The organism is Micromonospora rosaria, from assembly GCF_001567585.1.
GTDB classification, from domain to species: Bacteria; Actinomycetota; Actinomycetes; order Mycobacteriales; family Micromonosporaceae; genus Micromonospora; species Micromonospora rosaria.
On the sequence record NZ_LRQV01000009.1, the window covers coordinates 14,649 to 26,939 of the forward strand.

The following is a 12,291-nucleotide window of genomic DNA, read 5'->3' on the forward strand; positions in this document are numbered from 1 at the left end:
ACAGATGCACCCGAAACCGACAGTGGACGGTACGGCGGGTCAGCGGCTGTGCGCGGCGAGGGCGTCGACGGCCGTCCGGGCGGCCACCAGCACCGGGTCCCAGACCGGCGCGTACGGCGGGGCGTAGCCCAGGTCGAGCGCGGTCATGTCGTCCACGGTCATCCCGTTCCAGAGCGCCACGGCCAGGGCGTCGATCCGTTTGGCCGCCTCGGACCAGCCCACGATCTGCGCGCCGAGCAGCCGCCCGCTGGGCCGTTCGGCGATCAGCTTCACGGTCATCGGCCGGGCGCCCGGGTAGTAGCCGGCCCGGTTGGTCGACTCGATGACCACGGAGACGAACTCGAACCCGGCCGCGTGGGCGTCCCGCTCCCGCAGGCCGGTCCGCCCCACCTCCAGCTCGCAGACCTTGGTCACGGCGGTGCCGATCACGCCGGGAAAGGTGGCGTACCCGCCGCCGATGTTGATCCCGGCCACCCGGCCCTGCTTGTTGGCGTGCGTACCGAGGGGCACGTGCACCGGCAGGCCGCTGACCCGGTGCAGGGTCTCCACGCAGTCCCCGGCCGCCCAGACGCCGGGCACCCCGAGCACCCGCATCCGGCGGTCCACCTGGACGCCCCCGCTGGGGCCCAGCGGCAGGCCGGCCGCCTCGGCGAGCGCGGTGTTGGGGCGTACCCCCAGGCCCAGCACCACGACGTCGGCCGGCAGCGGCCCGTCGTCAGTGACCACGGCGGACACCCGCCCGTCCTGTTCGGTCAGGCCGGTCACCTCGACGCCGGTGCGGATCTCGATGCCCACCCCGCGCATCGCGGCGGCGACCAGCACCGCCATGTCGTCGTCGACGGTGCTCATCGGCTGTTCGCCCCGCTCGACGAGGGTCACGTCGAGCCCGCGCTGGACGAGCGCCTCGGCCATCTCCACGCCGATGTACCCGCCGCCGACCACCACCGCCCGCCGGGGCCGGGGCTCGGCCTCCAACCAGTCGCGCAGCGCCGCGCCGTCGTCGAGGGTCTGCACCCCGAAGACCCCGGCCACCCCGGATCGGGCCCAGTCGGGCAGGCGGGGCGTGGCACCGACGGCGTACACCAGGGTGTCGAAGCCGGCGCGGACCTCGCCGCCGCCGGCCAGGTCCCGGGCCACGACCTCGCGTCGGCCCAGGTCGATCGCGGTGACCTCGTGCTGCAACCGGACGTCGATGTCGTACTCGTCGCGGAAGGTCTGTGGGGCGCGGGCGATGAGCTGGTCCCGCTCGGGCACCAGGCCCCCGATCCAGTACGGAATGCCGCACGCCGAGTACGACGTGAAGTGGCCCCGCTCGAAGGCGACGATCTCCAGATCGTTTCGGCCCCGACGCCGTCGGGCCTGGGACGCCGCCGACATTCCGGCGGCGTCCCCGCCGATCACGATCAGTCGTTCCGCCACCGGCTCAGTCTGACACGCGGTGCCGGTCCCGGCCCGGCACGCCTGTGAGGAGGGGACCCTTTCCAGTCAGAAAGCGTTAACAGGGGGCCCTTCCTTGCATGGGGTCAGGTGCCGCGGGTCTGGCGGGCGACGTCGGCGACCACGTCGGTGAGGCGGCCGGTGCGGGCGTACACGGCCCGTTGCCGGGCGGCCCCGCTGCCGTGCCGGCGCAGCGTGTCCAGCAGGTCGGTGACCTCGGTCAGGTCGCCGTGCCGGTCCAGCGCCGGGCGGAGCCGGTCGACCAGGTCGTCCAGCAGTGCCCAGGCCGGGCGCAGGTCACCGGTGGTCAGGTCGACCCCGTCGCCCTCCAGCCCGTCGTGGGCGGCCCGCCAGTGCGCCGCCACCAGCAGGTGGTGATCGGTACGGAGGGCCGGGCGGCCCGCCTCGATGTCCGCCATGGCGGTGGAGACCAGTGCCCGGACCAGGGCGGCGACCAGGACGGTGTCGTCCACCGACGGGCAGACGTCACCGATGCGGATCTCCACGGTCGGGTACTTCGCGGAGAGCCGGGCGTACCAGTACAGCATCCCCTCGTCGAGCATCACGCCACTGGCGATCAGTTGCCGGATCAGCCGCTCGTAGTGCTCGTGGGACTCCAGCCACGGGGTGGGCGCCACCGACGGCCAGCGTTCCCACTCGATCGAACGCCAACTCGCGTACCCGGTGTCCACGCCGCCGCTGAACGGCGAGTTGGCGGTGACCGCGTGCAGGACCGGCAGCCAGGGGCGGACGTGGTTGAGCACCTGCACGCCGGTCTCCGCGTCCGGCACGCCGACGTGCACGTGCATGCCGTTGTTGCCGGGTCCGGGGACCAGCAGCCGGAACCGCTCGATCATCCGGTCGAAGCGCGGCTTGTCGACCACCGGCGGGACCGGACCCTCGACCGGGCCGGTACCGATCGCCAGCACCCGGACCCCGGCCCGCTCGGCGGCGTCGGCGAGCGCCGCGCGCAGCACGCCGAGGGAGTGCCGGATGGAGGAGAGTTCCAGCCCGGGCGGGCTGCCGATCTCGATCTGGCTGGTCTGGAACTCGCGTTCGACCTGCCCGCGCAGCTCCGCCGGCACCTGCGCCATCACCAGGTCGACGGCCGGCACCGCGGCGCCGGTGTGCGGGTCGACCAGCAGGAACTCCTCCTCGACGCCGACGGTGAGCAGGTCGGGTCGGGCCGTCCCTGTCGTCTCCACCGGCGCCTGCGCGACCTGCCCTGGCATCGTCACCACCGTCCGTTCGGTACCGTCGACGGCCCTCCGCCGTCGCTGCGTTGGTACCCGCGCTGGTCGGCGCGGGAAACCCGGACTCCGGCGTGTCTGTCCGGCATGTCCGGCGCAGCCGACATGTCCGTACTGCCGCCCGGCGTCGCCGCCGGTTCGCCCCGTCGCCTCCGTCGCCCGCCGCGCCGCGTGGCCGGCGTCGCCGGTGCCGGGGGTGACAGCCGGTTGTAGCCTGGCCGTGTGCTGGTCCGGATGCTGCTGCTCGCCTGGGTGTACCTGCTCACCCAGGTGACCCTGCTCGCCGACCGGCCGGCCGAGGCCCTGGCCGGGGCCGCCGTCGTCGCGGCGGTGCTGCTGGCCACGTTGCTCACCGCCCGTCCCGGCACGGACCGGCCGCGCCGGTCCGCCCGACGCGGCATCGCGCTGCGGGAGCGGTCCCGCCGACGGCGGGTGCCCCGACAGGTCGACCCGGACGCGGCCGGCCGACCCCGGCCCCGCGCGCCCGGGGCGCTCCCCTCGGCCGCGTAGCGCACCGCTCCCGTAACCCGTAGCCCAGCCCGCTGCCCGCCGCCCGCCGGTCGCGCGGGTCGGCCGACGTCGCCCGTTCCGTCCGGGTGCCGTCGGGCGGGTCCCGGTTCGGGGCAGGTCCCGCCGTGCGCGGCCGATTCCCCGCGTTCACCGTCTACATCGGACGACCCGGAATCGGACCGAGGGGTCACCCATGCTCGCTTTCGCACCATTCGACCACGCGGTCGGCGCCGCCGGCGCCGCCGTGCACCTGCTCGCCGGCGTGGTGGAGCCGCTGGCCGCCGGTGGCGCCACCGCCGCCGCGATCGTGCTCTTCACCGTCGCCGTCCGCCTGCTGATCTCCCCGCTCACCGTCGCGCAGGTACGCGGGGAGCGGCGCCGCGCGGCGCTCGCCCCCGCCGTGCGTGACCTGCGCCACCGGTACGCCGACGACCCGGCCCGCCAGCAGCGGGAACTGGTCGAGCTGTACCGCTCGGCCGGGGCCAGCCCGGTCGCCGGCTGCCTGCCCGCGCTGCTCCAGGCGCCCTTCTTCATCCTGATGTACCAACTCTTCACGACCGCCGACGCGGGGCGGAGCCTGCTGGCCGAGCAGGTCGCCGGGGTCTCGCTCGGGCACCGCCTCGCCGACGGGTTGGGCGGTGCCGCCGGGCCGCTGTTCGGTGTGCTCCTGGTGGTGCTGACCGCGTTGGCCTGGTGGTCGTCGCGGCGGATGCGCCGGGCCGCCGCAGCGACCGGGGACCCGGTCGGCGGGCTGGCCGCCGGCTCGGCCGGCATCGTCCCGGCCGACCCTGACCGGCGGGGGGATCGCATCGGCGGCACCGACCGGCAGACGGACCGTGCCGGCGGCACCGGGCGGCGGGGGGACCGCACCGGCGGGACCGGGCGGCGGGCGGGCGGCCCGGAAGGTGCGGGTGGGCAGCCCGGCGCGGACGGGGCGACGGCGGTGCCGGGGTTGGCGCTGCTCGGTCGGGTGCTGCCCCTGCTGCCGTACGCGACGGTGCTGGCCGCCCTGGTGCTGCCGTTGGCGGCGGTGCTCTACCTGGTCACCACCACGGCGTGGACCGCGCTGGAACAGGTGGTGCTTCGGCGCCCGGTACCGCAGCCCGCCGCGTGATCGATATTGACAAATGTGAGGAAGCTCCGTACAACCTCTGAGAGAGCGCTCTCTCGAACCGTCCCCGTTGAGAGGCATGCCCATGACCCCTGCCCCGGCGGCCCCCGCCGCCCTGCCCCCGCGACGCCGGCTGCGACTGGTCGTGGCCCTGGTCGCCACCGTCACCACCGGGCTGGCCGGCGTCGCCGTCAGCGCCAACGCCGCCGTCCCCGCCCCGGCTCCGGGCTGGAGCCTGGTCTGGGCCGACGACTTCACCGGCGCGGCCAACACCCTGCCCTCGGCGGCCAACTGGATCATCGACACCGGCACCAGCTACCCGGGCGGCCCGCCCAACTGGGGCACCGGCGAGATCCAGACGTACACGAACAGCACCGCGAACGTCAGCCACGACGGTGCCGGCAACCTGCGGATCACCCCGCTGCGGGACTCCGCCGGCCGGTGGACCTCGGCCCGGATCGAGACCGTCCGCAGCAACTTCAAGGCCCCGGCCGGTGGCGTGCTGGCCATCGAGGGGCGGCTCCAGATGCCCAACGTCACCGGGGACGCGGCGCTCGGCTACTGGCCGGCGTTCTGGTCGCTCGGCTCGCCGTACCGGGGGAACTACCACAACTGGCCGGGCATCGGCGAGTTCGACGTGATGGAGAACGTCAACGGGATCAACCAGGTGTGGGGCGTGCTGCACTGCGGGGTGGCGCCCGGCGGCCCGTGCAACGAGAACAACGGCCTCGGCAACTTCCGTACCTGCCCCGGCAGCAGTTGCCAGTCGGCCTTCCACACCTACCGCTTCGAGTGGGACGCCTCGGTCAGCCCGCAGCAACTGCGCTGGTACGTCGACGGGCAGCAGTACCACACGGTCACCCAGAACCAGATCGGTGAGCCGTACTGGAGCCAGATGACCAGCCACGCCGGGTACTTCCTGCTGCTGAACGTGGCGATGGGCGGCGGCTTCCCGAACGGCGTCGCCGGCTTCACCACCCCGACCGCCGCGACCGTCCCCGGCCGGCCGATGCTCGTCGACTACGTGGCGGTCTACCAGCGTGGCGGCGGCACCCCGCCGACCACGCCCCCGACCACCCCGCCGACCACGACCCCGCCGCCGACCGGGGTGCGGGACGCGTACTCGACCATCCAGGCCGAGTCGTTCAACGCGCAGAACGGGGTGACCGTCGAGGCCTGCTCCGAGGGCGGGCAGAACATCGCCGCCGTCGGCAACGGCAACTGGGTCCGGTTCGACAACGTCGACTTCGGCTCGACTCCGCCCCGGGACTTCGTCGCCCGGGTGGCGTCGGGCGCGGCCGGCGGGGTCAGCGGCCTGGTGGAGGTACGCCTGGACAGCCCGACCAGCCCACCGATCGGCAGCTTCGCGGTCGCCAACACCGGCGGCTGGCAGAGTTGGCGCTCGGTGCCGGGCAACGTGTCGTCGGTGACCGGCCGGCGGACTGTCTACCTCACCTTCACCAGCGGCCAGCCCGCCGACTTCGTCAACGTCAACTGGTTCCAGTTCCGCCGCTGAGCAGTAAGGCACCGAGCGGTAAGGAAGGGCCCCTTGTTAACGCTTTCGGTAGAGGAAGGGGCCCTTCCTAACCTCCGGCCGGCCGGTACACCCGGCCGGCCGGTTCGTGTGCCGGCCGACGGGGCGGCGGGGATCAGCGGGAGGTCGAGCCGGCGTGCGGGCGGGTACGGCGGCGGCGTCGGATCTTCTTCACCGCCCAGTTGGCGATCATGAGGACGATCAGGGCGACGATGGCGTAGTCGAACCAACTGCTGTACTGGTCGACCTGCTCCCAGCGGGAGCCGAGGGCGTACCCGAGCCCGACGAACAGGGCGTTCCAGATGCCGCTGCCCAGCGTGGTGAGCAGGACGAACTCCGTCAGCGGCATCCGGTTCGCCCCGGCCGGGACGGAGACCAGGCTGCGGACCACCGGGATCATCCGCCCGAAGAGCACCGCCCAGCGGTCGTACCGCTCGAACCACCGGTCGGCGCGTTCGAGGTCGTCGGTGTCGACCAGGGGGATTCGGTCGAGCCACCGTTTCAGCCGGTCCTCGCCGAGCGCCGCGCCCACCCAGTAGAGCACCAGCGCGCCGAGCAGCGACCCGGCGGTCGCCGCCAGCCCGACCACCACCACGTTGAACCGGCCCTCGCCGGCCAGGTAGCCGGCCATCGCCAGGACGATCTCGCTGGGGATCGGCGGGATGATGCTCTCCAGCGCGACGAGCAGCGCCACTCCGAGCGCGCCGGCCGACTCGATCACGCCGGCCACCCAGCCGGTCAGGCCACCGAGCTCGCTCGGCTCGACGTTCTCGGCGAGTGCCATGGGCGGGGCGTCCTTCCGCGCGGCCGGATGGTGGCGACGGCCGCACGGTGACGAAGGCGGCCGGCGATCACGCTGAAGTACCCTGCCCCCGCCCGGTCACACCCTGCCCGGCCCTCGGCGTCGAAAACCGGCCCCGGGCGTTAAGAAGGGGCCCTTCCTCTACCGAAAGGGTTAACAGGGGGCCCTTCCTTACACCTCAGTCGGTGGGGTGCAGGTCGTGGTCGGCGGGGCCCTGACGCCAGGCGGTGAAGTGGACGGTGAGCCCGTCCCGGGTCGGGGCGCAGCAGAACGGGCCGGCGAGCGCGGTCGCCTCCGGCGCCAGCGGGGCCAGCCGGACCAGGTGCCACGGCTCGCCGTCGACTCGGGCGCGGACGGTCAGCGCGTCCCCGGCCCGGCTGACCCGGACGCTGACCAGCCGCCCCGTCCACCCCGGCACCGGGGCCGTCGACCAGTCCGACATCTCCCGGGTGACCACCGCGCCGACCTGGGGCAGGCCGTCGCAGAACTCCACCCCCGTCTTGACCCAGTTCCGTTCGTCGACCCGGACCAGCACCCCGGCCTGGTCGAACTGCCCGGTGAAGTCCAACCGGAAGTCGACCTCGACGGCCTGCCCGACGGGCAGCGGGGCGAGCAGGGCCTCCCCGTTGTCGTGGACGAACCCGTAGCTGGTCTGCCGCCAGAAGTCCCCGCCCTTGCCCGGCTGCACCCGCAGTCCGCCCTCCGGGGTCGGCTCGGCGCTGACCGGCGGGTTCAGCCACACCCCCTGGGACCAGTCGACGGGGTGGGCGGCAGGTACCAGGTCCGGGCTCATGCCGCGACCGTACCGGAGCGCCCGCCCGGCCGTCCGACCCGTGTGCGCTCCATCGACCCCGATCAGCGGACGGGGTCGAGGGTTCTCGCGTTTGCCGTGGGTGGCGTCCGGAAAAGGGAAGTCCGCATGGGCGACAGGTGGTATCAGGAGGCGGTCGTCTACTGCCTCGACATCGACACGTTCGCGGACTCCGACGGCGACGGGGTGGGTGACATCCCGGGCCTCATCGGCCGCCTCGACTACCTGGCCAGGCTGGGCGTGACCTGCCTCTGGCTGCACCCGATCCACCCGTCGCCCAACCAGGACGACGGCTACGACGTCACCGACTTCTACGCCGTCGACCCGCGCTTCGGCACCCTCGGCGACTTCGCGGAACTGCTGCACGAGGCGGGCAACCGGGGCATCCGGGTGATCATCGACCTGGTCGTCAACCACACCTCCGACCAGCACCCGTGGTTCCAGTCCGCCCGTTCCTCGCCCGACTCGCCGTACCGGGACTGGTACGTCTGGGCCGACCACGAGCCGGCCGACCGGTACCAGGGCATGGTCTTCCCCGGTGAGCAGCACGAGACCTGGACCTACGACCGCACCGCCAAGGCCTGGTACTACCACCGGTTCTACAAGTACCAACCGGACCTGAACTTCCGGAACCCGGCGGTCCGCGCCGAGGTCAAGAAGATCATGTCGTTCTGGCTCCAGCTCGGGGTCGCCGGGTTCCGGATGGACGCGGTGCCGTTCATCATCGAGCTGACCGAGCCCGGCCACGCCGACGGGGCCAAGGACTTCGGGTACCTGACCGAGCTGCGCCAGCACGTGCAGTGGCGCCGGGGCGACGCCGTCCTGCTGGCCGAGGCGAACGTGGAGCCGGACGAACTGCCGCAGTTCTTCGGCGACAGTGGCGGCTCCGGCAACCGGGTGCACATGCTCTTCGACTTCATGCTCAACGGGCGGCTGATGCTGGCCCTGGCCCGCCACGACCCGGAGCCGGTGATCGAGGCGCTGCGGGACACCCCGACCCTGCCCACCGGCGGGCAGTGGGCCACCTTCCTGCGCAACCACGACGAGATCGACCTGTCCCGGCTCACCGCCGACCAGCGCGAGCAGGTGTACGAGCAGTTCGGCCCCGAGGAGGAGATGCGGATCTACGGGCGGGGCATCCGCCGCCGCTTCGCTAGCATGCTCGGCAACGACCGGCGGCGCATCGAGTTGGCGTACTCGTTGCAGTTCTCGCTGCGGGGCACCCCGGTGCTGCGCTACGGCGAGGAGATCGGCATGGGGGAGAACCTCGACCTGCCCGGCCGGGAGGCGATCCGTACCCCGATGCAGTGGTCGTACCAGCCCAACGCCGGGTTCTCCACCGCGGAGCCGGAGAAGCTGGTCCGCCCGGTGATCGACACCGGGGACTTCGGCTACCGGAAGGTCAACGTCACCGCCCAGCGCAAGGACCGGGGTTCGCTGCTCTCCTGGTTCGAGCGGATGATCCGGACCGTCCGCGAGTGCCCGGAGATCGGCTCCGGCTCCACCACCCACATCGACATCCCGATGCCGTCCGGCGTGCTGGCGCACCGTGCCGACGGGCCGACCGGGACGATGGTCTTCCTGCACAACCTCGGCACCGACGACGCCGTGGTGGACCTGGGCATGCTGGCCGCCGAGGCGGACCTGCCGATCGACGTGCTGACCGACCGGTCCTACGAGGACGTCGGCAAGCTGGACGCCCTGCGGGTGGCCGGATACGGGTACCGGTGGATCCGGCTCGGCCGGGGTTAAGCTCCTTCGACCAGTCGTGTTACCGGGAGGTAGTCATGTCGGAGGAGCCCCGCGTCGCCATCGTCACCGGAGCCGCGCGCGGCATCGGGGCGGCCACCGCCCGCCGGCTGGCCGCCGACGGCCTGACGGTCGCCGTGGTCGACATCGAGGAGTCGGCGACGAAGGAGACCGTGGCGGCGATCACCGCCGCCGGCGGCCGGGCGATCGGGGTCGGGGCGGACGTGGCCGACCGGGCGCAGGTCGAGGTGGCCGTGGACCGGGTCGCGGCCGAGCTGGGCCCACCCACGGTGCTGGTCAACAACGCCGGGGTGCTGCGGGACAACCTGCTGTTCAAGATGACCGACGCCGACTGGGACACCGTCCTGGCCGTGCACCTGCGCGGCGCGTTCCTGGTCAGCCAGGCCGCCCAGCGGCACATGGTCGAGCAGCGGTGGGGCCGGATCGTCAACCTGTCCAGCACGTCGGCGCTGGGCAACCGGGGCCAGGCGAACTACGCGGCGGCCAAGGCGGGGATGCAGGGCTTCACCAAGACCCTCGCCATCGAACTGGGGCCGTTCGGGGTTACGGTGAACGCGGTCGCGCCCGGGTTCATCGTCACCGACATGACCGCCGCCACCGCCGCCCGGATGAAGATCGACTTCGCCGACCTGCAGAAGCACGCCGAGGCGGAGATCCCGGTCCGCCGGGTCGGCCGCCCGGAGGACGTGGCGCACACCATCTCGTTCCTGGTCAGCGAGGGGGCGTCGTTCGTCTCCGGGCAGGTCGTCTACGTCGCGGGCGGCCCGAAGGACTGACCCCGCCCGCGGCGCGCCGCCGGGACCGGGCGTCAGACCGCGCGGTCCCGGGTCCGCCAGAGCCAGGCGAGGCCGAGCACCGGCAGCACCAGCGGGATGTAGCCGTAGCCGCTGCCGAACTCCGACCAGACCGTCTCGTCGGGGAAGAGCGCCGGTCGGGCCAGGCTCAGCGCGCCCACGCCCAGCACCCCGACGAGTTCCACCAGGCAGCAGACCAGCGCCGTCCGGCGTCCGCCCGTCCCGGCGCGGGCCAGCCCGACCGCGGCGACGATGTAGATCACCGCCGCCAGGCCGGAGAGCAGGTACGCCACCGGCGCCTCGGCGAGCCGCGTCGCGATCTGGAGCCCGGCCCGCGAGGTGGCCGCGATGGCGAACAGCAGGTACACCGCGATCAGCAGTCTGCCGGGGCCCCGGTTGGTGGCCGGCGCTCCCTCCGCCGTCGTGCCGCCCGGGGGCGTCGCCGCCGGACCGCCCGGGGACCGTACCGGGTCAGCCACCGGTGCCCCCGGTGCCGACGAACTCCCAGGTCTGCTGCAACCGGACCACCACCACCGGGGTGACCAGGCAGATCGCGCAGACGATCGCCGAGCCCCAGCGGGTCGGCTCCATCCGGGCCAGCACCGCCGCCAGCGGCGGCAGGCAGACCAGCGTCGCCACGTACCCGAAGAAGGCGCCCGGCTCGCCCGGTCGCTCCCCGCCGCCGAGCGCGACCAGCGCCACCACGGTCAGCGCGAGCAGCCCGACTTCGAGCACGGCCAGGCCGACGAACTGCACCCGGTCCGGCGGCCGGTGGCGCAGCGTCGCCACCAGGGCCCACCCCGCGAGGACGAGCGACAGCACGATCGTCACCGTCGCCAGGACGCCGTCCACCGGCGAGCCGGTCGCGGCTGGGCTGGTCACCGGGGAGCCCCGGTCGTTGCCTCGGTCACCGGCACAGCCTACTAAGCGTCGTAGTACTCGCCGACGGTGGCGGCGGTCGCCGGCGCGGGGGTGTCGGAAGGCACCGGCCTCCGGGAGGGCGGGGGCGCCGGCCTTCGGGGGTGCTGTGTCGGCCCGCCGCCCGCCAGCCGGGTCCGGGCACTAGCGTGGAGCGCGACCGCCGCGTCCGGTGGCGGACCACGACACCAAGGGGGTACCCGTGCTGCGGTTCGGCGTGTTCGGCACCGGCCACTGGGCGGCGAAGACGCACGCCGCCGCGCTCGACGCGCACCCCCGCGCCGAACTCGCCGGGGTCTGGGGCCGCGACCCGGCGAAGGCCGCCGCGCTCGCCGACCGGCACGGGGTACCGGCGTACACCGACGCCGACGCGCTGATCGAGGCGGTCGACGCGGTCTCGGTCGCGCTGCCGCCGGACGTCCAGGCCGACATCGCCTACCGGGCCGCCACCGCCGGCCGGCACCTGCTGCTGGACAAGCCCCTCGCGTTGACCCTGGCCGACGCCGACCGGGTGGTGGCCGCCGCCGGGCAGTCGGGGGTCGCCTCGGTGGTCTTCTTCACCGGTCGGTTCCACCCGGACGTCGCCGCCTTCCTCGCCTCGACCGCCGCCGCCGGGGGCTGGCACACCGCCCACGCGGTCCGGTACGGCTCGGTCCTGCAGCCCGGCAGCCCGTACCACAACTCGGCCTGGCGGCACCAGCACGGCGCGCTCTGGGATCTCGGCCCGCACGCCCTGTCGATCCTGCTGCCGGTGCTCGGCCGGGTGACCCGGGTGGCCGCGATGGACGGGGCGCGGGGCGTGGTGAACCTGCTGCTCACCCACGACGGGGGCGCGACCAGCACGGTGTCGCTCACCCTGGAGGCCCCGCCCGACGCGATCGGCAGGGACACCGTGTTCTACGGCGAGAACGGCGTGGAGACCGCCCCGCCGGGCGACGGCAGTTCGCTGACCGCGTTCGGGGTGGCGATCGACCAGTTGCTGGAGGAGATCGACGCGGGCACCCGCGACCACCGCTGCGACGTCCGGTTCGGCCGTGAGGTGGTCGCCGTGCTCACCGCCGCCGAGACCGCCCGCGCCACCGGCCGGACCGTCGACGCCTGACCCGGCCGGCCACCCCGTCAGGTGCGGCTGGCGAGGGCGTCGGCGAGGTCGACGGGGGAGTCGAAGCTCTCCGCCGGCAACGCCTGGAGGAGTTGCAACAGCGGGGTGCTGGCCCCGTTCTCCTGGCCCCAGCGGATCAGGTCCGCCCGGGAGACCGGGTAGTCGAGCCCGGCCAGGTACTCCTGCAACTGCGCCCCGGTGACGGTCATGGGCATCGGCTACCCGCTGCGCCGCGTCGCACACCGGTTTGTC

The 12,291-nt window shown here is 73.6% G+C and carries 13 protein-coding genes; 6 read left to right on the forward strand and 7 right to left on the reverse strand.

What is annotated here, in order from left to right; all coding sequences use genetic code 11:
• Positions 1-39: 39 nt before the first annotated feature.
• Positions 40-1,419, reverse strand: coding sequence for an FAD-dependent oxidoreductase (locus tag AWW66_RS04670; RefSeq protein ID WP_067360247.1), 1,380 nt, complete (start codon positions 1,417-1,419; stop codon positions 40-42).
• 104 nt (positions 1,420-1,523) lie between these two features.
• The gene (locus tag AWW66_RS04675; protein ID WP_157527152.1) at positions 1,524-2,669 is read right to left on the reverse strand and encodes a carboxylate-amine ligase; all 1,146 of its coding nucleotides are present in this window, start codon (positions 2,667-2,669) and stop codon (positions 1,524-1,526) included.
• Positions 2,670-2,909: 240 nt separating this feature from the next.
• Between AWW66_RS04675 and AWW66_RS04680 the strand changes: the two genes are divergently transcribed.
• From AWW66_RS04680 to AWW66_RS04690, 3 genes are all read left to right on the forward strand, one after another.
• Complete coding sequence (locus AWW66_RS04680) at positions 2,910-3,197, forward strand: DUF6412 domain-containing protein (protein ID WP_245647904.1); 288 nt, start codon at positions 2,910-2,912, stop codon at positions 3,195-3,197.
• A 193-nt stretch (positions 3,198-3,390) separates the two neighbouring features.
• A complete protein-coding gene (locus AWW66_RS32385; protein ID WP_083978216.1) occupies positions 3,391-4,311 on the forward strand; it encodes a YidC/Oxa1 family membrane protein insertase in 921 nt (306 codons plus the stop codon).
• Positions 4,312-4,393: 82 nt separating this feature from the next.
• The gene (locus AWW66_RS04690) at positions 4,394-5,824 is read left to right on the forward strand and encodes a carbohydrate-binding protein (protein WP_067360251.1); all 1,431 of its coding nucleotides are present in this window, start codon (positions 4,394-4,396) and stop codon (positions 5,822-5,824) included.
• 133 nt (positions 5,825-5,957) lie between these two features.
• On the opposite strand, the gene AWW66_RS04695 is transcribed toward AWW66_RS04690, so the two are convergent.
• Together AWW66_RS04695 and AWW66_RS04700 are read right to left on the reverse strand one after the other, a co-directional pair.
• Positions 5,958-6,626 (reverse strand): DedA family protein, encoded by a 669-nt coding sequence (locus tag AWW66_RS04695; protein WP_067360253.1) that lies wholly within the window; start codon positions 6,624-6,626, stop codon positions 5,958-5,960.
• Positions 6,627-6,822: 196 nt separating this feature from the next.
• The gene (locus AWW66_RS04700; RefSeq protein WP_067360255.1) at positions 6,823-7,437 is read right to left on the reverse strand and encodes a DUF1349 domain-containing protein; all 615 of its coding nucleotides are present in this window, start codon (positions 7,435-7,437) and stop codon (positions 6,823-6,825) included.
• Between the two features lie 126 nt (positions 7,438-7,563).
• Here AWW66_RS04700 and AWW66_RS04705 point away from each other — a divergent pair, with 126 nt between their 5' ends.
• Together AWW66_RS04705 and fabG are read left to right on the forward strand one after the other, a co-directional pair.
• A complete protein-coding gene (locus AWW66_RS04705) occupies positions 7,564-9,207 on the forward strand; it encodes an alpha-amylase family protein (RefSeq protein WP_067360257.1) in 1,644 nt (547 codons plus the stop codon).
• 35 nt (positions 9,208-9,242) lie between these two features.
• Complete coding sequence (gene fabG, locus AWW66_RS04710) at positions 9,243-10,001, forward strand: 3-oxoacyl-ACP reductase FabG (RefSeq protein WP_067360259.1); 759 nt, start codon at positions 9,243-9,245, stop codon at positions 9,999-10,001.
• 32 nt (positions 10,002-10,033) lie between these two features.
• Here the strand turns inward: fabG and AWW66_RS04715 are convergent, their stop codons facing one another.
• Both AWW66_RS04715 and AWW66_RS04720 read right to left on the reverse strand, forming a co-directional pair.
• Entirely contained in the window at positions 10,034-10,399 is a 366-nt protein-coding gene (locus AWW66_RS04715) for a hypothetical protein (protein ID WP_067360341.1), read from the reverse strand.
• A 91-nt stretch (positions 10,400-10,490) separates the two neighbouring features.
• Entirely contained in the window at positions 10,491-10,901 is a 411-nt protein-coding gene (locus AWW66_RS04720) for a hypothetical protein (RefSeq protein ID WP_067360261.1), read from the reverse strand.
• 238 nt (positions 10,902-11,139) lie between these two features.
• Between AWW66_RS04720 and AWW66_RS04725 the strand changes: the two genes are divergently transcribed.
• Positions 11,140-12,039 carry a Gfo/Idh/MocA family protein gene (locus AWW66_RS04725; protein WP_067360343.1) on the forward strand — a complete coding sequence of 300 codons (900 nt, stop codon included), beginning with the start codon at positions 11,140-11,142 and terminating at the stop codon, positions 12,037-12,039.
• A gap of 17 nt (positions 12,040-12,056) precedes the next feature.
• On the opposite strand, the gene AWW66_RS04730 is transcribed toward AWW66_RS04725, so the two are convergent.
• Positions 12,057-12,248, reverse strand: a complete 192-nt coding sequence (locus AWW66_RS04730; RefSeq protein ID WP_067360264.1) for a DUF2795 domain-containing protein — start codon at positions 12,246-12,248, stop codon at positions 12,057-12,059.
• Between the last annotated feature and the right edge of the window lie 43 nt (positions 12,249-12,291).

Excerpts from the sequence above, each read along its gene's own strand:
- AWW66_RS04690 (WP_067360251.1), top strand. The coding sequence starts at position 4,394 with ATGACCCCTGCCCCGGCGGCCCCCGCCGCCCTGCCCCCGCGACGCCGG.
- AWW66_RS04700 (WP_067360255.1), bottom strand. The coding sequence starts at position 7,437 with ATGAGCCCGGACCTGGTACCTGCCGCCCACCCCGTCGACTGGTCCCAG.
- AWW66_RS04675 (WP_157527152.1), bottom strand. The coding sequence starts at position 2,669 with ATGCCAGGGCAGGTCGCGCAGGCGCCGGTGGAGACGACAGGGACGGCC.
- fabG (WP_067360259.1), top strand. The coding sequence starts at position 9,243 with ATGTCGGAGGAGCCCCGCGTCGCCATCGTCACCGGAGCCGCGCGCGGC.
- AWW66_RS04730 (WP_067360264.1), bottom strand. The coding sequence starts at position 12,248 with ATGACCGTCACCGGGGCGCAGTTGCAGGAGTACCTGGCCGGGCTCGAC.
- AWW66_RS04705 (WP_067360257.1), top strand. The coding sequence starts at position 7,564 with ATGGGCGACAGGTGGTATCAGGAGGCGGTCGTCTACTGCCTCGACATC.
- AWW66_RS04695 (WP_067360253.1), bottom strand. The coding sequence starts at position 6,626 with ATGGCACTCGCCGAGAACGTCGAGCCGAGCGAGCTCGGTGGCCTGACC.
- AWW66_RS32385 (WP_083978216.1), top strand. The coding sequence starts at position 3,391 with ATGCTCGCTTTCGCACCATTCGACCACGCGGTCGGCGCCGCCGGCGCC.